Consider the following 23,399-nt stretch of genomic DNA (forward strand, 5'->3'; position numbering starts at 1 on the left):
ACAGGGAAATTAATGCACCTAACGGGTGGCCGAGTTGCCGCTCATACATAAGCTTGAATCTGATTTGCGATTGACGGCTTATTGCGCGATGTGAATTTAGCGCCTCTTGCCAATGATTTATTGACCAAATTCATGAAATGAAATTACTTCAACGACATGGATATGAAGGCATTAATCAAGGCGTCCATTCGCTGCGTTCTCTCACCGTGGACCCGATTGCAGCGGTGTTGGCTACGTTGGCGAACGAGGAAACAGGGCATGCAGGTGCAGATTGCAGACGTATCAGATCTAGTCGATCGGTTTGAAACTCTGCTCGACAGTCACGGCGTTAGCATTCCGAAGCACGGCTCAACTGGCGCCGACATGCTTCCACTATGGCGGATTTTAGGGGCGCTCAAAGAAGGGTTTTCAGGCACACCTGACGAGATGCGCCGCGACTATACAGCAGGGCTTGCTGTACACGACCTCGCCGCGAAAGTGCTGGCGGTAAAGGATCATCAGGACTTCAAAACGCTCATACCCCACTTGGAGATGCTATCAAAAGGGGCAGTCCACTTAACACAAGAACCACCCGCTAACTCAGACGTCTATAACAAGCTCGTGGAAGTCTATTGGGCGACGTTGCTAATGGCGAGTGGCACGAACGTCGACCTCGACCACCCAAAAAGCTCGAAAGGCGACAATCCCGACGTGATCGCGTTGGAACGCAGCCAGCCTGCACGCGCCTATGCATTCAAGACGGTGCGCTCTGCACATACGCAGAACCTCTACGAGCACATCATCAAGGGCGTCGACCAAATAGAGAAATGCCCTGCGCCAGAGGGCATCGTAGCTTTCAACCTCACGCCCCGACTGCTCGATGCAGGCCTATGGCCGGAAGGTGGCTATTTCGAAGACTGGAGACAACCCGCAACACATGCACAACAAAAGATGAAACAGATGATCTCTGACGTCGTTAATGAAAACGGCCAGCAGTCGATTGACGGCATCTTTAAAGGTAAAAAGGCGGCCACCTCCATTCTCTGCGTCGCGTTCATCCCGACAGTGGCCAAGAACCCCGGTACGGGGAACCCAGTGGTAATGCCTCTGAAGATCGCCGTGCTCGTAGAGTTGAATAAGGTGCGCCCTCCGTCCGACACCATGGCAGAGGAAATTGCGAAAGCGCACTGTGTCATGCAACAGCAACTCGGCTGACACTAGGGCCACATGGGGCCACCAAACTGCCTCTATCGGTCTCACGCGCACACAGGTGAGAGGCATCCGAAAAAGGCAGCCCCAAGTGGCCCCACCGGCCCTAATCAGTCGCCAGAGCCACGCCGCACAGCAACGCAGCGATAGAACTTCACGCCTCCGGTCTTGCGCTGGCAAATGTCGCGGCGCTCCAAAGCCGCCTTGAACTCCTTCGCATTGCCGGGATGCTCGCCCGCCTCGTGGGCATATTCCGACCACGACTTAAACAGCGGCGTGGGCTGCTCCATGAACGAAGGGCCGCGCTCGCAGCGCTCGTCCAGCCATTGCCCGAAGATGTCCTGATCGGCAAAATAAGCCTCGGTCGCGCCCGCCACGGACTCGGGGCGCATCAGGCCCTCGCTCTGCCATTCGAGGCAGCCAGCAATGGCCCAAGCCAGAATCTGGGGCCACTCATCGCGCAGCTTGGCCTCAAGGTCGCGGTCGGGGGTCTTGGGCTTCACCACGAAGGGCAGGATATTGAGACGGCGGCGCATGGCGTCATCCACATTGCGCAGGCTGGGGGCGTGGTTGCCCGCGATCAACAGCTTGAACTGCGGCGTATAGGTGAAATTGTCCTGCCGCATGAATCGCGCAGTGATCGGGTCGCCCCCGGTGATGGCCTTCACCTTGGCCTCGGCCCAGCCACGCCCCGCCTCGGTTTCGCTAGCCGTCACCAGCCGCGCGCCCTTCAGCATGGCCAATTCGGTCGAATGGCGGTCATGGCGAGAGTCGGCAAACGTCTCCATGGCTGCGGTCGCGGAATAGTCGGCCATGATCCCCGCAAGCGTATTGAGGAACACCGACTTACCGTTGCCGCCGGGGCCATGAACAAAGGCAAAGGCGTGTTCGCGCGTGGAACCCGTCAGACAATAGCCGCACCAGCGGCGCAGAAAGTCCACCATCTCAAGGTCGCCCCCGGTCGCCTCGGACAGGAAGCGCAGCCACAAGGTCGGCTGGCCATCGCCCGGCGCGCAGGCCGTCAGCTTGGTGATGCGGCTTTCGGGCGAGGCAGCGAGCAAGGCACCGCTGCGCAAGTCTACAGTGCCCCCCGGCGTGCCCAGCAGCCACGGATCGGCATCCCACTGCGCCTGCGTGACGGCAAAGGCAGGGTTCGGGCGCATCAGCGCCTCAACGCCACACACCGTCTTGTTGGTGGCGATCTTGGGGGTCTGCGTGGCCGTGCCAGCCGTGCGGACATGGGTCAGGATCTGGTGGCGAATGAGATTGCACTCATCAGGCGTCCAGCGGCTGCCATCCCAGCGATACCAGCGCGAGGCAGTGTGGTCGAAGCGCCAGCGGGCAGCATGAAGCAACGCAAACTCGCGCGACAGCGTTTCTTCGGTCGGCGCTTCCTTGGCAGGGGTCAGCGCGCCCGGCGTAATCAACGGAGCAGCGCCGCGCCCACTGTCATCATTGTCAGCCACCGGCAGCGGATTGGGCGCCTTGAAGGCCGCCAGAATGTCGCTGTCGGGAATATCGGCAAAGTCGTGGCCCGTGTGGGCGTCATTCATATGGGCAGTCATGCGGAAATCCTCGGAATAGTCATGTTCGCGCCAGTCATGGCAGCGGCCTCGCGCGCAGCCTTGAAGCCAGCGGCGTCATCATCAGCGGCAATGGTCAGCAGGAGGTCAGGGCGCTTGAGATGGATGGCCTTGGCAACCACTGGCAGATTGTTGGCGCTCAGGGCAGCCACGACCGGCAGCCCCGTGGCCCGGCGAATAGCGGCCATCGTGGCCATGCCCTCACCAATCACCAGATGGTCCACCGCCTTGCCAGCCCACCAGAACAGGCCCGAGGTGCGCGCGCCCTTGGAAAACAGCTTCTCGCCGTCAGGAGCAATCTTCTGCACGTTTTGCACCTTGCCGCTTGCGTCCTGCATCGGCATCAGCAGCCACTTGCCGTTCTGCCAGAGCCGCTCTGGCGCGATGCGCTTGGCCACAATGTAAGGATGGGCCGGGTCGGCTGGCACGGCCCGTGCGAGTTCCTGTCGGGCCATATGGGCAGCCTCTTGCCACCGCGCGTGGCGTTCAGCTTCGCGCTGGGCTTCGGCTTGGCGAATGGCGCGCTTTTCGGCCTTGGTCAGTTCCCGGCGTTTGCCGGTAAACTCAGGCAACATGCCAGCCGCGCGAAGGGCGTCTTTCACAGCCAGCGCGTCAGCCAACACACCATTATGGCAATTCACCAGAACGCCATCAGGCGCATCGGGAACAATGCGCAGCGATGTCCCCCGATCCCGCCCGGAATGCCCCGGTGTGGGGGCCAGCACCTGATTGCCGCTGACCTGCCCACCCAAGACGTGTGCGATGGCCTGAAGGCTAAGCGACAGCATTAAAAGGGGTCTTCTTCTTCGACCCACTTGCGGCACCATTCATCTGGTCGAACGAGGGGCCACCCATGGCGGGTTTGCGTGGGGGGGCGAAGACGACAGGTGCCAAGTCCATTCGGCCAGTAGGAGTGATGCCTAGCCAAAGGCTGGGGAACCGGTCCAAACGCAGCACAGTTCTTGCAATTCTTAATCATCAGACAGCTCCCCCCGTCAATGCACGGATGCTTTCAAGGGTAACAAACGGTCGCGTCCCGGGACGTGGTGTAGGTTCTGACGGTAGCGCTGCTGGCCGGGCGCGCGCTTTCCATATAGCGCTGTAGCGTCCGGCCAGCAGCGCGGGTGGTCACCGCGATTTTCGGATAGGTTTGGGTTGCAAAGCTCGAACCTGGAGAACCACGATGACCGATTCCATGATGCACTTGCGCACGCTGGTCGAGAAGGCCCCTGACGCGGATATTTTGCGCGAGATGATCTCGTTTGCCGCCGGGCGGCTGATGGAGATGGAGGTGGGAGGCCTGACTGGTGCCGGTCACGGCGAGAAGTCTGCCGACCGGCTCGTCCAGCGCAACGGCTATCGCAACCGCGACTGGCACACCCGCGCCGGCACGGTCGAACTGCGCATCCCCAAGTTGCGTAAAGGCAGCTATTTTCCTGGATTTCTGGAGCCGCGCCGGATGGCCGAACGGGCGCTGACGGCGGTCATCCAGGAAGCCTACGTGCATGGCATCTCGACGCGCTCGGTCGATGACCTGGTCAAAGCGCTGGGCATGGATGGCATCTCCAAAAGCCAGGTCAGCCGCCTGTGCGAAGAGCTCGACCAAAAGGTGCATGCCTTCCTCGATCGCCCGATCGAGGGCGACTGGCCCTACCTGTGGATCGACGCCACCTATGTCAAAGTCCGCCAGAATGGCCGGATCGTATCCGTTGCGGTGATCATTGCGGTGGGCGTCAACAGCGACGGTCGCCGCGAAGTGCTGGGTATGGACATCGGCCCATCGGAGGCTGAGCCATTTTGGACGGCCTTTCTGCGCAAGTTGACGCGCCGGGGCCTGCGCGGCGTGAAGCTGGTGATCTCCGATGCGCATGAGGGCATCAAGGCGGCGGTCTCCAAGCTGCTGTGCGCGACATGGCAGCGTTGCCGCGTCCACTTCATGCGCAATGCCCTGGCCCATGCCGGCAAGAGCGGTCGCCGGGTCGTCTCGGCCTTCATCGGCACCGCCTTCGCACAGGAAACGCCCGAGGCAGCCAGCCAGCAATGGCGCTCTGTCGCCGACCAGATGCGTCCGAAGCTCCCAAAACTCGCCACCTTGATGGACGATGCCGAACCCGACGTGCTGGCCTACATGACCTTCCCAAAGGAGCACCGCGCCAAGTTGCACAGCACGAATCCCATCGAGCGGCTGAACGGCGAAATCAAACGCCGCACCGAGGTTGTCGGCATCTTCCCGAACGAGGCTGCGATCACCCGCCTCATCGGCGCCATTCTCATGGAACAGTCCGATGAATGGGCCGTCCAGCGTGGACGATACATGTCGCTTGAAACCATGGCGCCGGTGAGCGACAATCCCATCGTCGTGCTCTCGGCTGTGCCAGGCGCATGATCGGCTCAAGCTGATGCCGAATTTGGCGGTGGCCCAGATAAGCTACACCATGCCGTGGGACACGATCTAACAAACTGGCGGCTCAGAACACGCACAGTCTTTAAGTCGCCGCGCGCGATAAGTTTGTAAACGCTCGTCTTGCCTAATTTCAGGATATTGGCGGTTTCGGAAATAGATGCGGTGAAAGGCTGCATTCATTGACCTCATAGTTCACAAGAGATGACAAACATTTGTTCATCACTCCATCCAGCATAAGTGAACCGAGGCGGTCGAATACGGTCATTTACGAAATTTATGCACAGCGCCTTTGCTGAAACCAAGTTCAAGGGCTGTAGCTAGGGGCGCATCGCGGTTGCGCGTTACCTGCAGCCCCCACCCGCCGGGGGAGGACCCTTTTTCTGTGACTTGGGGGGGGGGCGCCAGATGCCCTGAGCGATTTGCTCAGAGTCATCTTGGCATATTGTAAGGGGCGGCGCAGGGCAGAGCGTCAACGCGCCCAGCGGCCTCCTCAGCCGCCCCCATGGCATTGCATCAAAGAGCGCCCAGCCTATGCTACGCGCGCCTTGAACTGCACGATGTCCGCGCCCTTGCGCAGCGCGTCGAGGTGGTCGCTCCACCACTGCGCCATTTCGACGCGCTCCCCCCAATACGCCGCGCGGTGATAGGCGCCGCGCACCCGGTCGCTGTCGCCATGGGCAAGGGCGCGCTCGATAGCGTCAGGGTGCCACTTGCCGCTTTCGTTCAGCAGGCTGGAGGCCATCGAGCGGAACCCGTGGGCGGTCATCTCGTCCTTGGAGAAGCCCAGCCGCCGCAGAGCCGCGTTCAGCGTGTTCTCGGACATGGGCCGCGCCCGAGTTCGCAGGCTGGGGAACACATAGCCCGTGGGGCCGGTGGCCGGGTAAATCTCCGCGAACAGCTCCACGACTTGCCGCGAGAGCGGCACCACATGGGCCTTACGCATTTTCATCTTCTCGGCGGGGATGGTCCACACGCCTTCGTTCAAATCAATCTCGGACCATTCGGCGTGGCGCAACTCACCGGGGCGCACAAAGACATGGGCAGCAATCTGCAAGGCCCGCTTGGTCAGGCCCTGCCCCTGATAGTCGTCAATCGCCCGCAAGAGTTCGCCCACCCGGCTGGCGTCAGTGATGGCGCTGTAATTCTTGGCGCGCGGGGTAATCAGCGCCCCCTGCAAATCGCGAGTCGGATCAGAGCGCAGACGGGCCGTGGCAACGCCATGCCGGAACACAGCCCCCGCAAGCTGTAAGGTGCGCCGAGCGCTCTCCATCGTCCCACGCGCCTCAATCTTGCGAATGGCGGCCAGAACGTCCACCGGCTCGATTTCGGCAATCGGCATAGGCCCGATGCTGTCGTTCAGCAGGGACAGCAGATATTCGCTGCGCTGGGTCGTGGCAGGCGCCCAAGGCCTGACACCATCCCGCTTGCGCTTGTCGCAATACTCGGCAGACAGCGCCGTGAACGTCTCGGCGTTCTGGAGCTGAGCGCGCAGCTTCTCGCGCTTCTTCTCGTCCCCCGGGTTCTTGCCAGCCGCAAGCAGCTTGCGCGCTTCATCGCGGCGCTTGCGGGCCTCGCTCAGACTCACCTCGGGATATTTCCCCAAGACAAGCTTCTTCTCCTTGCCCAGCCACCTGTACTTCAGCCGCCACAGCTTGCCCCCGGACGGCTGCACCAACAGGAACAGCCCATCGGCATCGCCCAGCTTGTAAGGCTTGCCCTTCGCCTTTGCCCCACGGATCGCAACATCGGTAAGCGCCATCAAACCCCGCCTTCATGCCCGTGGCCCCCGTGGGGGCCATTTTTCTGGGGTCGCTGGCGGTGGCCCCCACAGTGGCCCCCGATTGCTGTGGCTGTTCCCGAATGGAGACGAACACAGGCGAACCCGATGGGCTTAAATTATGGCGGTTTTCTGGGGGTGTCCAATCAGCGGCGAATGCCCGCGAATGGAGTAATGGAGGCCCGAGCCGGAATCGAACCGGCGTAAACGGATTTGCAGTCCGGTGCGTCACCACTCCGCCATCGGGCCTCTCGTCGCATGGCGCGTCGCGGCGCCACGGGTGGGAGACGGGCGGTTAGCCCAGAGTGGCGCGCATCGCAACGGGATTTTTTCCACTGCCTGTCGCGATGCGCCGATCATCCCGTCTCCGCTCCGGTTCCCGCCCTTATGCCTCGTCTTCAGTGGCGGGCTTGGCGCGGCCCTTGAAGCCTTGCGCGATCACGTACCATTCGGACGAATCCTTGCGGCTGGCGGGCGGCTTGGCATGCTTGACGGTGGTGAAATTGCGCTTGAGGATCGTGAGCAGGTCGTGGTCGGTGCCCCCGGCAAAGACCTTGGCGACGAAGGCCCCGCCCGGTGCGAGGGTGTTGATCGCGAAGTCGACCGCGGTTTCCACCAGGCCCATCGTGCGCAAGTGGTCGGTCTGCTTGTGGCCCACGGTGTTGGCGGCCATGTCGGACAGGACGAGGTCGGGCGGGCCGTCGAGCGCGCCTTCCAGCGCGGCGGGGGCCTCGTCGGCCATGAAGTCCATCTGGAAGATCGTCACGCCCTCGATCGGCTCGGTGGGCAGGAGGTCGATGCCGACCACGCGCGCGGCGGGGGCCTTCTTGCGCACCACCTGGCTCCACCCGCCCGGCGCGATGCCAAGGTCGACCACGCGCTGGGATCCGCGCAGCAGGGTGAATTTTTCGTCCAGTTCGATCAGCTTGAAGGCCGCGCGGCTGCGCCAGCCTTCGGCGCGGGCCTGCTTGACGTAAGGGTCGTTGATCTGGCGCGAAAGCCAGCGCGCCGAAGAAGCGGTGCGCTTCTTGGCGGTCTTCAGGCGTTCGCGCGGGTCCTTGCCGGAACGGCTCATCGGGGTGCTCCGCTGCTGAGTTGGCGCAAGGCCTCGCGGCTGCGGACGGGATCACCGCCCGTCGCCATGAGGCTGCGCAGGATGCCTTCGCGAATGCCGCGATCGGCAATGCCCAGCCGGTCGGCTGGCCAGATATCGAAGATGGTTTCCAGAATCGCGCAACCGGCGACGACCAGATCGGACCGTTCGCGCCCGATGCACGGCACGCCCACGCGCTCGGCGGGAGACAGGCTGCTCAGCCGCTGGCTGATCGCGCGCATGTCCGCGGTCGGCACGATCAGCCCGTCGACCGCGCGGCGATCATACTGGGGCAGGCCGAGGTAGAGGCTGGCAAGGGTCGTGACCGTGCCGCTCGTGCCCAACAGGCGGATCGCGCCGCGCTCGATGGCGTGCGCGCGGGTCTGGCCGATGCGCTGGGTGAACGAGGCAAAGCCGCTGGCCACGCGTTCGCGCATGTCCGCATAGGCCGCCGCGCGCGCCTCGGGGCTGTCGGCGATGGGGCCGGTGCTTTCGGTGAGCGAGACGACCCCCCAGGGCACGCTTTGCCAGTCGAGGATGCGGGGCACCGGCTCGGACGGGTCGACGAGCACCATTTCGGTCGAGCCGCCGCCGATGTCGAAGATCATCGCCGGGCCTTCGCCATGTTCGAGCAGGATATGGCAGCCCAGAACGGCCAGCCGCGCCTCTTCCTGCGCGGTGATGATGTTGAGGCGGATGCCCGTCTCGCGATAGACGCGATCGATGAATTCTGCGCCGTTGGACGCGCGCCGACAGGCCTCGGTCGCCACCGAGCGGGCCAGATGGACATTGCGCTTGCGCAGCTTCTCGGCGCAGACATGCAGCGCGGTGAGCGCGCGATCCATCGCCGCATCCGACAGGCGGCCCGACTGCGCCAGCCCTTCGCCCAGCCGGACCACCCGGCTGAACGCATCGATCACCACGAAATGCTCGCCCGCCGGGCGCGCGATCAGCAAACGGCAATTGTTGGTGCCCAGATCGATCGCGGCATAGGCCTGACGGTGGAACGGCACAGGGCGATTCCAGACGCGCGGCATAGCGCCAGCCCCGGTTGCGACCGCCCCGGCTGCTCCCCCTGTCGCCGTGACAGCGGCGGGAAGGGGCGCCTCGCCTCCGCCGGGCGCGGTTGCAGGCAGTTCTGCCGTCGGGGTGGCGTGACCGGCCTTGACCGGACCTGTCTCGGCGGCACGGGGCGCATGGGAAGATGGCGCATGGGGTTGGGCAGCCTTGCCGCGCGCGCGGCGGGGCTTGCCTGGCTTGCGCCCCTTGCCCTTGCGATGGGGCGTGCCGCGTCCCTTGCGAGCGGGGCTCTTGGCATCGGCCCCGGTTTGCCCGTGAGCCGCCTGCCCATGGGCTGCCGGTCCATGAATTGTCTGTCCATGCCCGCCCGGCTGAGGCCTTTCCGGCGAGGCGCCAGAGGACGCAGTGTGGCCGGCTGTGGAGGTGGAAGACTTCGCACCGGTCGCGGCAGAGTCAGGCGCGGCCGCCCTGGGCCTGCGCTGCCTGTTCCTTCCGCCGGATCGCGGCCCCCGCCCCCTGGCCGGCGGAGTGGATTCCGCCATGATTCAAATTCGCTTGTGTTTTCCCGCCGGCATTGGGCCAAACGGGTACTTGGGCGTCATCGTAGCGTCATGGTGCTCCCACGGCAAGGTTTGCCCCCGAGGCAGACCCGGCTCCCGGTGGAGAGCAATGCGCCAGAACCTGTAAACGAAGGCAATCAACAGGTTTTCCACCACCTTTGTGCCCCCGCTTCGTAACGCGCCAAAAAGGGGTTGACGCCCCAGCCCGCCCCGCATAGAGGGGCGCCTCCCGGTGCCCCGTCGTCTAATGGTAAGACTACGGATTCTGATTCCGTCTATCGAGGTTCGAATCCTCGCGGGGCATCCACTTCCCTGTATCAGCCGATCTCAACAAGGCCCATGTGCCTTGCTTTTATGGCGCTTTTTCTGCGACATACGGCTCATGCACGCTCAACCAGTCTCAGCCAAGCGCAAGCCAATCTGGGGTATTATGTGGGGTATCGGCGGGGGCATCTTCCCTTGCTGACCGACACGGCCTGCCGGAAGGCGATCTGCCAGTTCGTGTCCATCGCCAGCCCCCACTAAAGCGGCTGCTCATGGATTATGCATCCGCTGCAAAAATATTTCCAAAAATCAAAATTCAGCCAAAGTGACCCTAGGCGTCAAGCAGTTCGTTGAATTCCAACACGTTGCGGTCGGGGTCGCGGATGAAGCAGACCTTGCGGCGGCCTTCGCCCATCACGAGGGGGCCTTGGGTAATGGCGATATCCTCGCTGGCCAGCCAGGCGACGAGCGCATCCATGTTCGCGATGACGAAGGCTGCATGGGTATAGCCGGGATGTTTGACTGCCGCATCCATCAGGACATTGCCCTCCCGGGCCTTGATGCCATTATAGATCAGGTGCAGCCGCAGGCCGGTCGGATGCACGAGGCCGCATGCCCGGTCTGCGGCTGAAAATTCGTCCGGGTCGCGTCGAAATCCGAGCCGGGCATAGAAGGCTTCGGCCGTGGCAAGCTCGGTCACGCGGATCCCGACATGGTCGAGGCGCAGCGCGCTGAAATCCATGAGGTCTTTTCCGTGCCGTTCAGGCTTCGAGCCCGACGCGGGTGCGCGCAAAAGGGACGAAGCCGGGCAGATGTTCGATTCGGCGCAGCCAGGCGCCGATGCGCGGATAGGGGGTGAGCGTCACATTCCCTTCGGGCGCACGCGCGATATAGCTGTAGAGTGCGATATCCGCGATCGTGGGCTCGTCGGTTCCCGCAATCCATGGGGACGTGCCCAGCACTTCTTCGATCACGCGCGCAGTGGCATGGGCGCGGGCGATCACTTCCTCGGCCCGGAACGGAGCGTCGAAGACCGTGATCAGGCGCGCCGCGCAGGCGCCATAGGCGATTTTGCTCGCTGCGACCGAAAGCCAGCGCTGCACTTCCGCTTCGCGCGCAGGATCGCATGGCAACCAGTGCGAAGGCCCGATCTTGCGCGCCAGATAGACCAGGATGGCCAGCGAATCGGCAATGATCGTTCCGTCGTCGTCGAGCACCGGCACTTCGCCAAAGGCATTGAGTGCAAGGAATTCGGGCAGTTTGTGCGCGCCAGCCGCCAGATCCACGTTCACCAGTTCATGGTCTATCCCGGCCAGTGAAAGGAACAGGGCGGCACGATGGGCATGGCCCGAAAGGGCAAAGTGATAGAGCTTCATGGCGATCCTCGCGTTGCGTGATGCGCCCTGGATGCTTCAATACAGATGTGATGATAATCGGCCCAACATGCACTTCATAGTTGCACCTGGGGATGATAATCGAACGCCATGGACCAGCTTCGCGCCTTGCGCACGTTCATTGCGGTTGCCGAACAGGCCAGTTTTGCAAAGGCCGCGCGGCGCCTGCACCAATCCCCAACCACGGTGTCGCGCACGATCGCCGCGCTCGAGGCGGACCTTGGCATCGCCTTGCTTTCGCGCACGACCCGAAGCGTGCGCCTCACTGGCGAGGGCGAGAGCTTTTTGCACCGTTGCCGTCTGGGCTTGGCCGAAATCGACGGGGCCTTCCAGAACGCGCGCGGTCTGGCTGCGGCGCCCAGTGGAATCTTGACCATCACCGCCCCGGTTCTTTTCGGGCGGCTTCATATCCTGCCCGTCGTCACCCGGTTGATCCGCGCCTACCCCGATCTCGATGTTCGCCTGCTGCTGCTTGATCGCGTCGTGCGGCTGGTCGAGGAAGGGATCGATGTGGCCGTCCGCATTGCCGAACTGCCCGATAGTGCGCTGCACATGCGCAAGGTGGGCGAAGTGCGGACAGTGTTCAGCGCCAGCCCGGCTTATCTGGCACAGCGGGGCGAACCTGAGCGGCTGGACGATTTGCGCCATCACGAGATGATCATCGTTGAGGATGAAACGGGGGGCACCCGGGCGATCGATCACGACCGTCTGCGCGCGGGCCATGCCCGTTGCCGCTTGCGCGTCAATACTGTGCAGGCCGGGATCGATGCGGCCATGGCGGGCCTGGGGATCATCCGCACGCTGTCCTATCAGGTCAAGGAGCCGCTTGCGGCAAACCGCCTGCGGCCAGTGCTGGTCGATCCGGGCACTCCGGCCCTGCCCGTTTCCCTGCTCTATCAAAGTCACCGCAAGGAAACGCCCGCCATCCGGGCCTTTACCCAGATGGTCATCGCGGCCTTCCGGCAATCTTCCTTCTGAACCGTCTGCCTTGCCTCAGGGGGCGGGGCTATCCGGCGGGAATCGCCCTGTCATCGCGCAGGAAAGCGAGCATGTGGGCGTTGAAGGCATCGCTGGAATCTACGTTTGAAATATGCGCGGCGCCGCTGATTTCGACGTATGTTCCGTTTGCCATGGTTTCGGCCATGATCCGGCTGTACTGTGGCGGGGACATGCGATCGTCGCTTCCCGCTATCAAAAGCGTGGGCGTGGCCAGCCCCCTGATCCGGTCCAGCACGTCGAAATCAGTGATTGCGCGCGCAACGTTGGCCAGCGAGGCGCCGTCGCATGTCGCGGCGATCCCGTGCCAGGCCTGATAGGTGCGGATGCCCTCCGGGCTGTTCTGGAAAGCCGGTGAAACCAGCGCGGGCCAGCTCTGTTCGAACCGCGACACCGGGCCATGGGGGCTTTCGAAGATATTCGCCCAGTCTTCGGCCATCGCCTGGAATGCGGGCGAGGTCGTCTGGAAGAAGCTGTTGGCGACAACGAGCCGCCCGATGCGACCGGGATGGCGCAGGGCGAGTTCGAGCGCGACCATCCCGCCAAGCGACAGGCCTATTACATCCAGTCTGTCGATACCCAGGGTCGCCAGGAGCCGTTCGGTATCGTCGGCGATGTCGGCAACGCCAAAGGGGGCCGAAAGGCGCCCGGATGCACCATGGCCGGCATGGTCCGGGACAATGACGCGATATCCCGCCGCGACCAGGGCCGGGATCTGCGGCCCCCATGCGCGCCCCGAGTTGCTGATGCCGTGCAGCAGGAGAACGGGCCGTCCCTGGCCGAACGTCAGGAAGTAGTTGGTGCGACCGTGCGTTTCATAGAAGGCCATTTGCAACTCCATGGGCTGGAAGGGGATCGCTTCGGGGGAGGAACAGGCGTTCGCCGGGGCGCAGGCGGGCGGCAAGGATGGCCAGAACACCGCATAGCCCGGTCATCAGCCACCAGGCCGGGGCAAGATCGGACAGGTGCGCGCGCATGATCCCTGCACCGAAGGGCAGCAGCGCGGCCAGAAGATAACCGCCGCCCTGCACGAAGCCGACGATCTGCCCGGCCTGTGCCGGATCCTCGCCATGGTCCATGGCCACGATCAGCGAGAGCGGGAACAGCGCGCCGATGCCCGTTCCGACGAGTATCGCCGCCAGCCAGGCCAGCGCCAGCGGGGCCAGCGTCAGGCACAGGAGGCCGGCCAGCAAGGCTCCGATCGCCGGGAACAGCAAGGGGCGCCGATCGTGAAACCTGTTCACCCGGAACGACACGGCGATGCCTGCCACGACCTCGGCCAGAGTCACCAGCGACAGCAGGGTTCCGGCTGCCGCCGACGACCAGCCCAGCCGGGTGTAATAAGGCGGCAGCCAGGCCAGAACGAGCGTATAGGCGCCGGTGCCCAGGCCGAAGAAGAACAGCAATGTCCAGGCGCGCGGCGATCGCCGCAATTGCAGGGGGTGGCCCGGAGTCTGGCCCGGAGTCTGGCGTGACGCCTGTGTTCTTGCCTGGGACAGGCGGGCACCTTGCCACAGGCCCATGCCGAGCAGGGCAGGGCCACCCCACAGGCCGAGCGCGACCGGCCAGCCACCGTGCGGCGCGATGCGCGGGCTGGCAAAGCTGGCGAGCAGTGCGCCCCCCATGATCGCGGTGGAATAGAGCCCCATCATGCCTGCCGCGCGGGCACCATAATGGCCCCGGATCACGGCTGGCATCAGCGCCTGGACCGTCGCGATGCCCATGCCGCCCAGAATGGCGGTTCCGATCAGCATGGGGGCATCGGGGACGATCAACCGGCCAAGGCATGCCGTGGCGATCAGGACCATGCCCAGCAGGATGCCCGTATGCGGTCCGAGCAGCGCCTGCACGCGCCCCGTGCCGAGCAGGCACAGGCCCATCAACATCACCGGCACAGCTGTAAGCAGGCTGGCGCCCGTATCGCCCAGGGCCGTATCGTGTTGAATGGTATCGAGCAGTGGCCCGACGCTCGCCAGCAACGGGCGCAGGTTGAGACCGACAAGCAGGATCGCGGCCGGAAACAGGGTCCGACCCGAAAACGGGGGCAAAACGGGTTCTCCTGAAAAAGGGCGATTGCCAGGCTTGGCGCTTCCGACTTATCTTGATGTAGAGATATATATCTTGATGTCAAGATAAGTGAGGCGAGATGGACAGAGCAGAGCGGGCGGCCCGGCAATGGGCGCATGAATATCCCGATCTCGAAACAGGGCCGATGGTGCTGCTCGGGCGCCTGGGCGAAGCTGCCCAGGTCATCGCGCGCGATCGCCTCAACCCGCTGTTTGCGCGCTTCGGCCTGCAACCGGGCGAATTCGACGTGCTCGCGACGCTAAGGCGAAGCGGGGCTCCCTATGCCCTGACGCCGACGGCGCTTTACGAGGCGGCGATGATCTCGTCGGGCAGCATGACCAACCGGATCGACAGGCTGGAAAAGGTCGGCCTTGTTGAAAGGCGGCCGAACCCTGACGACAGGCGTGGAACCCTTGTGGCCCTGACGGGGCAGGGCAAGGATCTGATCGAGCGTGCCGTTGCGGCGCATATCGAGAATCAGAAAGAGGTGGTCAGCACCCTGAGTCGCAGCGAGCAGGACTTGCTCTGCGCCTTGCTCGCCAAGCTGGCCAGCCTTGAAAGCCCTCGTTGAGGGAGGCGTCCTGCGACAGCGCAAGCGTTCGCTTCTGTTGGCGGGGCTTGTTGCTGATGGTTCAAGGTAATTACGTGAGAATTGGTAAGTTACTTTCCAGTAAAGTTTTTTTGCTGAGATCATGAGGGGGTGACGCGCGCGGGCGGGTAACTTATGCGCTTGGTGGATATGACTTCCATCGACCTCTATTCATGAAACCGCGTTTTTCTTCATTGGTCAGAAGCCGTCGTTTCCGGGCTTGTGGCGCGGCATTGGCGTTGTTCCCGGCGCAGGCCGCACATGCCGGGGACGCAGGGCAGGCTGCACCGGCAAGCGAAGGCGAAAACCGGACCGGAGATCAGGACGTCTCGCGTGACATCGTCGTCTACGGGCGCGGGCTGCAACAGGTCGGCACGGCGACCAGCGGGTCGCAAGGCGTTGTCGGCTATGCCGATTTCGAGAACCGCCCGATTGCCCGCGTGGGCGAACTGGCCGAGAACGTGCCGGGCCTGATCGCCACCCAGCATTCGGGCGAGGGCAAGGCCAACCAGTATTTCCTGCGCGGGTTCAACCTCGATCATGGCACCGATCTGGCCGGATTCGTCGACGGAGCCCCGGTCAACATGCGGACCCATGGCCATGGGCAGGGCTATCTCGATCTCAACTTCCTGATCCCCGAACTGGTCGAGCGGATCGACTATACCAAGGGGCCCTATCATGCCGAGCTGGGCGATTTCGCCAATGCCGGATCGCTGGCCTTCACCACCAAGAGCCGCCTGGCCCACCCGATGGCCGAGGTTTCGGGCGGCTCGTTCGGCTATGTGCGCGGGCTCGTCGCCGGGAGCGGCGAGCTGGCGGGTGGCACCCTGCTCGGCGCCTTCGAGGGGACACGGGCCGACGGGCCCTGGGTGCTCTCGGAAAACCTCGCGAAGTTCAACGCGCTGTTGAAATACAGCCGGGCGAACTGGTCGCTCGGGCTTTCCGCCTATGCCAACCACTGGCGTTCCACCGACCAGATTCCCGAACGCGCGGTGGCCTCCGGGCAGATTCCGCTCAATGGCTATATCGACCCGAACGACGGGGGGCGTTCGGGCCGCATCGCGCTCAATTTCAACGGGCATTTCGGGCGCACGACCGTGGCGGCCTATGCCATCGGCAGCCGCCTGCGCCTGACCAGCGATTTCACCTATTTCCTCAACGATCCGGTGAACGGCGATGCGTTCCGGCAGGTCGACCGGCGCGGCGTGTTCGGGGGATCGGTGCGCCATGAAGGAGGCGAGGGGGCGCTGGTCTGGCGCGTGGGCGGCGATGCGCGCTGGGATCATATCGGACAGGTCGGCATCTTCCGCGTCGCCAACGGGGTGGTGACCGGCACGATCCGCAATGACAGGGTCGATGAAGTGTCGGGCGGCCTTTGCGGCGAAGGCGAATGGCATGTGACGCCTGCCTTGCGCCTCGTGCTGGGGCTGCGCGGGGACGTGATCGGCTATGATGTCCGCTCCGATCTGGCGGCCAATTCGGGCAAGGGCTCGGCCGGGATGGTCAGCCCCAAGGCGGCGCTGGCCTGGCAGGTGGGCAAGGGTGTCGAGCTTTACGCCAACTATGGTGAAGGGTTCCATTCCAACGACGTGCGCGGCGCGACGATCACGGTTGATCCCGCCAGCGGCGCCCCGCAGGGCCGCGTGGGGGTGATGGCCAAATCGCGCGGGGCCGAACTGGGCGCGCGGATCGAGCGCGGGCGGTTGACCGCCTCGCTGGTGGGTTTCTGGCTCGATCTGGCTTCCGAACTGGTCTTCGTGGGCGACGAGGGGGTGACCGAGCCCAACGCGGCAACCCGCCGCTTCGGCACCGAACTGTCGCTGTTCTGGAAGCCGGTCGATGGGCTGACCATCGATGGTTCGCTCGCCTATACCCATGCCCGTTTTCGCGGGGTGGATGCCGACGCGGTGTTCATTCCCAATGCCACGCCGCTCGTGCTGGCCGGCGGTGTCAGCGGGCGGATCACGTCGCGCCTGACCGCCACGCTGCGGCTGCGCCATTTCGCGTCTGCCCCGTTGACCGAGGATAATCTCCACCGCTCGTCTTCGACCACGCTGGTCAATGCCGGTGCGTACTGGGATATCGGGCGCTGGCGGATTTCGGCGGATATGATGAACCTGTTCAACGCCCGCGATCCCGATATCAGCTACTGGTATGCCTCGCGCTTGCCGGGCGAACCGGCCGGGGGTGTCGAGGATCGCCACATCCACCCGGTTGAACCCCGGCAGGTCCGCGCGACCTTGCGCTATTCGCTGTAAGCATCGGATCCGGGGCGAGAATGGTGCGGGCCGCCGCCGGAATCAGCCAGCCTGGGCCTGTCTTGCGTCCATGGGCCGGGCGCCACACAGTTCAGCCAGATCGGCTGCATGCATCGGCTTGCCGATGTGCCAGCCTTGTGCCGTGTCGCATCCGAAGGTGGCCAACATGTCGAGTGCGGCGGCGGTTTCCACGCCTTCGGCCACGACCTTGAAGCCCAGTTCATGGGCCAGGTCGATGGTCGAGCGGACCATGGCCTGATCGCCCCGGCTGCTTTCGAGGCCCAGCACGAAGCCCTTGTCGATCTTGATCTCGCGCGCGGGCAACCGCTTGAGATAGCTCAGCGTCGACAGGCCGGTGCCATAATCGTCGATCGAGAGCGCCAGCCCCATCCCGGCCAGCCGTTCGAGCGCGGCGATCGCGCGTTCGGGGTCGGCCATGGTCGCCGATTCGGTGACTTCGAGCGTCAGGTGGGGAACGGCCCCGGCATGGCGGTGGAGCACGGTTTCCAACCGCCGCACGAAGGCCGGATCGGCTGGCAGCAGCGCCGAAAGATTGACCGCCACATCCAGTTCGACACCCATGGCGGCCCAGGCCGTGCGATCGACGAGCGCCTGTTCGAGAACGAACAGCGTGAGATCGGCGATGCGCCCGTTTTCTTCGAGCGCAGGAATGAAGGCATCGGGCGGCACCGGGCCGCGTGTCGGATGGCGCCAGCGGACCAGTGCCTCGGCAGCGGTGATCTGTCGGCTGGCGATGGCGAGCTTGGGTTGATAGGCAACCCAGATATGCCCCTGGGCCATCGCCTGGTCGAGTTCGGCGGCCAGGCCCAGCCGCCATTCGCTCTGCTGTTCGAGGTCGGCGGTGAAATGGGCCCAGCGCAGACCCCGTGCCAGCGCGGTATCGGCGGCGCTGCTGGCGCGGGCGGGGGCATCGGCAGGGGTGTTTGTTGCCCCGGTACTGATCGATCCGGTGCTGATCGGGCCGGCTTCGGTCGATCCCGTGATGGCGGCGACGCCAAAGCCGAAATGCAGTTCCACCTGACGGCCGTGAATCTCGAAAGCCGGGCGCAGCATGGCCACGGCGGCATCGAGTCGCTCGGCTTCCTCGTCGTCGTCGGTGGTCGAGTTGATCCAGCCCAGCGCCCCATCGTCGATGCGGTGGATGGCGCTGTCGGCGGCGAATACCAGCCGGTGCGCCACGAGCGTCAACAGTTCGGCGGCATGGGCGCGGCCCAGCACGCTCGCGACATCGCCGAAATTGGCGACACGGATGACGATGGCGCTGCCGCGCGGGGTTGCGCGGGCCAGTTCGCGAAACGAGCGGGCATTGGGCAGGCCGGTTTCGGTATCGACATGGCGCGCCTCGCGCGCGGCATGGAGGGCGGAGTGGACCAGCATGGCCAGCCCCCCTGTCAGCAGGGCCAGCAGGGCGGGCCCCACGGAAAAGACACCCAGCCCCGACACCTTGGTTGCCATCGGCAGGATCAGCAGGAAGGCGGCCCCGCCAAAAAGTGTGGCGTTCCGGCGCACGCCCTCGCGCCGCATGGCCAGGCCCAGCAGGCCCAGGGCCACCAGCATGGGCAGCACCGGCCCGTGATCGAACGGGGCGCTCCCCTGAATCAGGGTTTCGGCGGCCAGAATCTGGATCATCGGCCCGGCGATCACCCCGCGTCCGGGCACCGGATAGCGGTCGCCCAGTTCGATGGCCGAAGCGCCGATCAGCACGTCGCGCCCCTTGAGCGCACCGGCGGGCACTTTGCCGGTCATCAGGTCGATGAAGCTGAAGCGCGGGACACTGGCCGGATCGATCGAACCGTCGATGGGGAAGCCCTGATCGGCCTGGCCCTGCCGGGATTGTCCGGCCCCATTGGCCAGCGTGGCTCCCATCGAGGGGCGCGGCAGCCCACCGGTCATCACTCCATAGGGGTAGGTGTGGACGAGGCCGTCGCTGTCGACGAAGATGTTGACGGCGGCCATCTGGGCCCTGTCGCGCAGGGCGGGCAGGGGCAGGTTTTCGAGGACTTGCGTGCTGCCCTGCGAACTGGCCTGCCGGAACGTGGGTAGGATGACCGGTGCGCGCGATCCGGCAATGGCCTGCGCCAGAGCGGCATCCTGATCGGCCCGCGACGGGGCGGAGAAATCGACGTCGAAGGCTATGGTGCTTGCCCCGGCTGCGTTGAGGCGCGCGATCGCCTGGGCATAATACGTGCGGGGCCAGGGCCAGTTGTGCAGCGCGGCGAGCGAGCGCGCGTCAATCTCGACCAGGGCGATCCGGCCCGTTGCGGCATGGGAAAGCAGGGACCAGCGCCAGACCTGAAGCCCGCGATCGATCGTCGGCCCGACCGAACTGACCGCCGCCATCACCCCGATCAGCAATCCCGCGATCAGCGGAACGGCCCCGCGCCGAATCCGCGGCAAGGCCCGGCTCGACAGGATCCGGCTTGAAAGGGGCAGGGCAGGCACAAGACCCTTCGGACGCGCTGACCAGACCATGGTTCAGTCTTTCACCCGGCCACTGCCATTGCCGATCGTCGCGCTGAGGTTGATGCTGTTCTTGCCTGCACTCAGGCTGACACTCGTGCTTGCGCTGTTCCCACCAGCGTTTGCATTGGCGTTGCCGTTGCTTGCGGCATTTCCACCAGCGTTTGCATTGGCGTTGCCGTTGCTTGCGCCATTGCCACCGGCGTTTGCATTGGCGTTCCCATTGCTGGCACCGTTCCCACCGGCGTTTGCATTGGCGTTTCCGTTGCTTGCGCCGTTTCCACCGGCGTTTGCATTGGCGTTGCCGTTGCTTGCGCCATTGCCACCGGCGTTTGCATTGGCGTTCCCATTGCTGGCACCGTTCCCACCGGCGTTTGCATTGGCATTCCCGTTGCTCGCGCCGTTCCCACCGGCGTTTGCATTGGCGTTCCCATTGCTGGCGCCGTTCCCACCAGCGTTTGCATTGGCGTTGCCGTTGCTGGCACCGTTCCCACCGGCGTTTGCATTGGCGTTGCCGTTGCTGGCGCCATTGCCACCGGCGTTTGCATTGGCGTTGCCGTTGCTGGCGCCATTGCCACCGGCGTTTGCATTGGCGTTTCCGTTGCTTGCGCCGTTTCCACCGGCGTTTGCATTGGCATTCCCGTTGCTGGCGCCGTTTCCACCGGCATTTGCATTGGCGTTCCCGTTGCTGGCGCCGTTTCCACCGGCGTTTGCATTGGCGTTTCCGTTGCTTGCGCCGTTTCCACCGGCGTTTGCATTGGCATTCCCGTTGCTGGCGCCGTTTCCACCGGCATTTGCATTGGCGTTGCCGTTGCTGGCGCCATTGCCACCGGCGTTTGCATTGGCGTTCCCATTGCTGGCACCGTTTCCACCGGCGTTTGCATTGGCATTCCCGTTGCTGGCGCCGTTTCCACCGGCGTTTGCATTGGCATTCCCGTTGCTTGCGCCGTTTCCGCCTGCGTTTGCATTGGCGTTCCCATTGCCGACACCGTTCCCGCCAGCATTGGAACTGGCGTTCCCGGTTGCAATCACGGCAGTCGGCTTGTTGGTCGCAACCGCAACAGCCCGGTCAGCGCCCGAGACGGAGGATGTTGCGGCGGCCAGCGTGCCGCCGCCTGTCTGGCCCGAAACCAGTCCGCCGGTCAGATTGGTCAGCGACGTCGAAGGCTCGTTGACCGCGCTGATCGCGACGGAACCGGTCGCCGCACGGCTGGCGGCGGGAAGCGACGGCGCAGTGGAGGCTTCGGCAACGGGCGTGGCAATGGCGCTCGGTGATATGGCGGGAACGGCGCTATTGCTGGCCTCGCTTCCGGCCCCGGACCGGGAAGGCAAAGGGGAGATGCTGCCGGAGGACGTTGCGGCAGGCGCGCGGATGGTCCGCATCGTGCTGCCCTGAAGGGTCAGTGCGCCCATGTCCCCGGCGCCGACCGAGGCAATCGTGCCGGGGCGAACCAGTTCGCGGGCGCCCCCGTCGTGCGTCGCCACTTCGACCGCGCCCTCGACAACCTGGACCGAAGCCCCATTGTCATCGACCGTCACGCTGAAGGTCGTGCCCTTGACCACGGCCGCCAGATAGGGGGTCTGCACGCCGAAATGGGGATTGGTCATCTTCTTCACGCTGAAGACGACATTGCCGAGGCGTTCGAGAAATTGCGTCAACCCGCCGCTGGCCGCCGGATCTGCCACCTGAAGGCGGGAATTGGGCGCGATAACAGCATATTCCTCGCCACGTACCAAAACGGCACGCGCATTGGGGCCTGTCGTGATCACGTCGCCAGAGGCTGCATGGCCGCCGCGCATCGCCGGTTTGAGCTGTCCGGCATGGTTGATCATCACGCCCTGGGAGGCTTCGGAAATGATCCATGCCGGCGTTCCGGCCAGGGCCGGAGTGGCCATGGCGGTGCCCAGCAAGAATCCCAAAATGGCGCGACGCATCTCTTGTCCCTTCAGCAGGACGCGTCCTGCCAGCGCCCCGAACGCAGTATCTATGCGGGTTTTGTAAAAGCTTTCTCAAGAGACGGCAGGCTATCGGCGAAAAGCGAATCCGGTCGCAAATGGCGAATCCGGAAGGAACCGGACCTTGCGCCATCGCCTGAGCCTTGCCTTGCTGATGCTGAACTGTGTCGCCGCCACGGCCCAGGCCCATGATGCTGCCATGCCCCCTGCGCAAGGGGGCGGGGCGGATGCGGGGGAGGGGACAAGTGCCGGTTCGGTGAACCTGCGAAACGCGCAACCCGTTGCCTCTCCGTCCGTCCCGGAGCCTTCCACGCCCGTGGCAACAGGTCCGTCCGCAGTGATGGGCGAGAGCGCAGCCCTGCCGCCGACCCCGCCACCGGCCGGGCTTCCCGGTGTGGTGGTGCGCGCGATCATCGTGAACGGTGCGCGTGACATCCCTCGCAAGGAGATGGACGCAGCCCTTTCCACCTTCGTCGGTCACCGCCTGACGCAGGACGACATGCAGGATTTGCTTTCGACCCTGTCCGGGCTGGCGCGGGCGCGCGGCTATGTCTTTGCGCGTTCGTCGATTCCGGCCCAGACGCTCGATTCGGGCGTGCTCCACGTCGATCTCGATGAAGGCCGTGTCGATGAAGTGCGCCTGACGGGTCAGGCCAACAAGGCGGTGCGGGCCATTCTCGACGGCCTCCGCGGCCATGCGCCCCGCCAGCAGGAAGTCGACCGCCTGCTGACTCTGGCGCAGGATGTGCCGGGCGTGCGGCTGGGCCAGGCGCGCTACGAGCGGGAGGGCGACCGGGGCATCCTGATCGTGCCGCTCGTCAATGATCGCGGTGCCGGGCATCTGGCTGTCGACAACTGGGGCACCGGAGCGCTGGGGCCGGCGCGGGTCCAGCTCGGCTACGATTTCAACGGGCTGATCGACGACAAGGACGCCCTGAGCCTTTCGGTGATGGTCACCCCCGCGCAGCCCCGCGAATTGCATTCCTTCTGGGGCCGCTATGCCCGCCAGATCGGCCATGGTGGAACCGAGGTTGCCATTTATGGCGGCTTTGGCGCCACCAATTCGGGCGGGGCCTGGCGCGCCTATGATGCGAACGGGCGCTGGGTGACGGCGGGGCTTTCGGTCGCGCAGCCGCTGCTGCGCGGACGCAAGGTCAGCCTGTGGCTCAATGCCTCGCTCGACTATATCGCGGTCAACCAGTGGTTCTCCGATGCCATGGTCCGGCGCGACCGGGTCACCACGGCGAGCCTGTCCCTCAATGGCTATATGCCTCTGGCAGGCGGGCGCCTCCGGGCCGGGGCCGGGGTGGTGCAGGGCCTCGATGTGCTGGGCGCCACGCAAGCGGGGGATACACTGGCCTCGCGTCCTCAAGCCGATGGCCAGTTCACCAGCTTCAACGCCTGGGGCAACTGGGCTGGCGCCTTGGTCGGCCCGTTCAGCGCGCGGCTGGCTGTCACCGCCCAGCTTTCGACAGCGCCTTTGCTGGCGGTCGAACAGATCTCGGTCGGTGGTCCTGCCTTTGGCCGCGCCTATGAATTTGCCGAGCGTACCGGTGACAAGGGGATCCTGGGATCGGCTGAACTGCAAGCCAGCCTCTGGGATCGCCCGGATGGCCTGATCCGCTGGGTCCAACTCTATACCTTCGCCGACGCAGGCAGCCTCTCCAACTTGCGCAATGCCTATGGCACCGGCGACCTCTATTCCGCAGGCCTGGGAGCCAGGGCCACGCTCCCCCACGCCTTTCGTCTCGGCATAGAGGCTGCCTTCC

Annotated in this window: 17 protein-coding genes and 2 tRNA genes (1 of these 19 cut by a window edge); 7 read left to right on the forward strand and 12 right to left on the reverse strand. The window is 64.5% G+C overall.

The genetic code is table 11. The features are described from left to right. The first annotated feature begins 258 nt into the window (after positions 1-258). Positions 259-1,194: a hypothetical protein gene (locus SBI20_RS11540; protein ID WP_317975172.1), complete on the forward strand. Its 936-nt coding sequence runs from the start codon at positions 259-261 to the stop codon at positions 1,192-1,194. A gap of 104 nt (positions 1,195-1,298) precedes the next feature. On the opposite strand, the gene SBI20_RS11545 is transcribed toward SBI20_RS11540, so the two are convergent. Beyond that, complete coding sequence (locus SBI20_RS11545) at positions 1,299-2,753, reverse strand: phage/plasmid primase, P4 family (RefSeq protein WP_317975173.1); 1,455 nt, start codon at positions 2,751-2,753, stop codon at positions 1,299-1,301. Next, the gene (locus tag SBI20_RS11550) at positions 2,750-3,559 is read right to left on the reverse strand and encodes a toprim domain-containing protein (protein ID WP_317975174.1); all 810 of its coding nucleotides are present in this window, start codon (positions 3,557-3,559) and stop codon (positions 2,750-2,752) included. The genes SBI20_RS11545 and SBI20_RS11550 overlap by 4 nt, the downstream gene beginning before the upstream one ends. Before the next feature lie 395 nt (positions 3,560-3,954). Between SBI20_RS11550 and SBI20_RS11555 the strand changes: the two genes are divergently transcribed. After that, positions 3,955-5,157 (forward strand): IS256 family transposase, encoded by a 1,203-nt coding sequence (locus tag SBI20_RS11555; RefSeq protein WP_317973748.1) that lies wholly within the window; start codon positions 3,955-3,957, stop codon positions 5,155-5,157. A 547-nt stretch (positions 5,158-5,704) separates the two neighbouring features. Here SBI20_RS11555 and SBI20_RS11560 read toward each other — a convergent pair. The 4 genes from SBI20_RS11560 to SBI20_RS11575 form a co-directional block, all read right to left on the reverse strand. Then, a complete protein-coding gene (locus SBI20_RS11560; protein WP_317975175.1) occupies positions 5,705-6,934 on the reverse strand; it encodes a tyrosine-type recombinase/integrase in 1,230 nt (409 codons plus the stop codon). Between the two features lie 193 nt (positions 6,935-7,127). Then, positions 7,128-7,201: transfer RNA gene (locus SBI20_RS11565), tRNA-Cys, on the reverse strand. 136 nt (positions 7,202-7,337) lie between these two features. Further along, positions 7,338-8,027 carry an RlmE family RNA methyltransferase gene (locus SBI20_RS11570; protein ID WP_317975176.1) on the reverse strand — a complete coding sequence of 230 codons (690 nt, stop codon included), beginning with the start codon at positions 8,025-8,027 and terminating at the stop codon, positions 7,338-7,340. Then, entirely contained in the window at positions 8,024-9,415 is a 1,392-nt protein-coding gene (locus SBI20_RS11575) for a Ppx/GppA phosphatase family protein (protein WP_411911561.1), read from the reverse strand. The genes SBI20_RS11570 and SBI20_RS11575 overlap by 4 nt, the downstream gene beginning before the upstream one ends. A gap of 443 nt (positions 9,416-9,858) precedes the next feature. On the opposite strand from SBI20_RS11575, the gene SBI20_RS11580 reads away from it, so the two are divergent. Next, a tRNA-Gln gene (locus tag SBI20_RS11580) sits at positions 9,859-9,932 on the forward strand. 288 nt (positions 9,933-10,220) lie between these two features. Here SBI20_RS11580 and SBI20_RS11585 read toward each other — a convergent pair. Both SBI20_RS11585 and SBI20_RS11590 read right to left on the reverse strand, forming a co-directional pair. Next, positions 10,221-10,631: a VOC family protein gene (locus SBI20_RS11585; RefSeq protein ID WP_317975178.1), complete on the reverse strand. Its 411-nt coding sequence runs from the start codon at positions 10,629-10,631 to the stop codon at positions 10,221-10,223. 19 nt (positions 10,632-10,650) lie between these two features. Continuing rightward, positions 10,651-11,265, reverse strand: coding sequence for a glutathione S-transferase family protein (locus SBI20_RS11590; RefSeq protein WP_317975179.1), 615 nt, complete (start codon positions 11,263-11,265; stop codon positions 10,651-10,653). A gap of 108 nt (positions 11,266-11,373) precedes the next feature. On the opposite strand from SBI20_RS11590, the gene SBI20_RS11595 reads away from it, so the two are divergent. Next, positions 11,374-12,261, forward strand: coding sequence for a LysR family transcriptional regulator (locus tag SBI20_RS11595; protein WP_317975180.1), 888 nt, complete (start codon positions 11,374-11,376; stop codon positions 12,259-12,261). Between the two features lie 28 nt (positions 12,262-12,289). Here SBI20_RS11595 and SBI20_RS11600 read toward each other — a convergent pair whose 3' ends face one another. Further along, positions 12,290-13,108, reverse strand: coding sequence for an alpha/beta fold hydrolase (locus SBI20_RS11600; RefSeq protein ID WP_317975181.1), 819 nt, complete (start codon positions 13,106-13,108; stop codon positions 12,290-12,292). Further along, a complete protein-coding gene (locus SBI20_RS11605) occupies positions 13,095-14,327 on the reverse strand; it encodes an MFS transporter (RefSeq protein ID WP_317975182.1) in 1,233 nt (410 codons plus the stop codon). Before SBI20_RS11605 ends, SBI20_RS11600 begins: the two co-directional genes overlap by 14 nt. Positions 14,328-14,491: 164 nt before the next feature. Here SBI20_RS11605 and SBI20_RS11610 point away from each other — a divergent pair, with 164 nt between their 5' ends. Both SBI20_RS11610 and SBI20_RS11615 read left to right on the forward strand, forming a co-directional pair. Further along, positions 14,492-14,917: a MarR family winged helix-turn-helix transcriptional regulator gene (locus tag SBI20_RS11610; RefSeq protein ID WP_317975183.1), complete on the forward strand. Its 426-nt coding sequence runs from the start codon at positions 14,492-14,494 to the stop codon at positions 14,915-14,917. Between the two features lie 251 nt (positions 14,918-15,168). Continuing rightward, entirely contained in the window at positions 15,169-17,193 is a 2,025-nt protein-coding gene (locus tag SBI20_RS11615; protein ID WP_317975184.1) for a TonB-dependent receptor, read from the forward strand. A 42-nt stretch (positions 17,194-17,235) separates the two neighbouring features. On the opposite strand, the gene SBI20_RS11620 is transcribed toward SBI20_RS11615, so the two are convergent. Both SBI20_RS11620 and SBI20_RS11625 read right to left on the reverse strand, forming a co-directional pair. Beyond that, positions 17,236-19,611 carry an EAL domain-containing protein gene (locus SBI20_RS11620; RefSeq protein ID WP_317975185.1) on the reverse strand — a complete coding sequence of 792 codons (2,376 nt, stop codon included), beginning with the start codon at positions 19,609-19,611 and terminating at the stop codon, positions 17,236-17,238. Positions 19,612-19,689: 78 nt separating this feature from the next. Beyond that, positions 19,690-21,570, reverse strand: coding sequence for a FecR family protein (locus SBI20_RS11625; protein WP_317975186.1), 1,881 nt, complete (start codon positions 21,568-21,570; stop codon positions 19,690-19,692). 400 nt (positions 21,571-21,970) lie between these two features. Between SBI20_RS11625 and SBI20_RS11630 the strand changes: the two genes are divergently transcribed. Continuing rightward, positions 21,971-23,399, forward strand: the 5' portion of a protein-coding gene (locus tag SBI20_RS11630; protein WP_317975187.1) for a ShlB/FhaC/HecB family hemolysin secretion/activation protein. Its footprint extends 74 nt past the window's final position; the window shows 1,429 of its 1,503 coding nt (coding positions 1-1,429); its start codon is at positions 21,971-21,973; the stop codon falls past the right edge of the window.

Origin of the sequence: Novosphingobium sp. IK01 (assembly GCF_033242265.1) — a bacterium.
GTDB lineage: Bacteria > Pseudomonadota > Alphaproteobacteria > Sphingomonadales > Sphingomonadaceae > Novosphingobium > Novosphingobium pituita.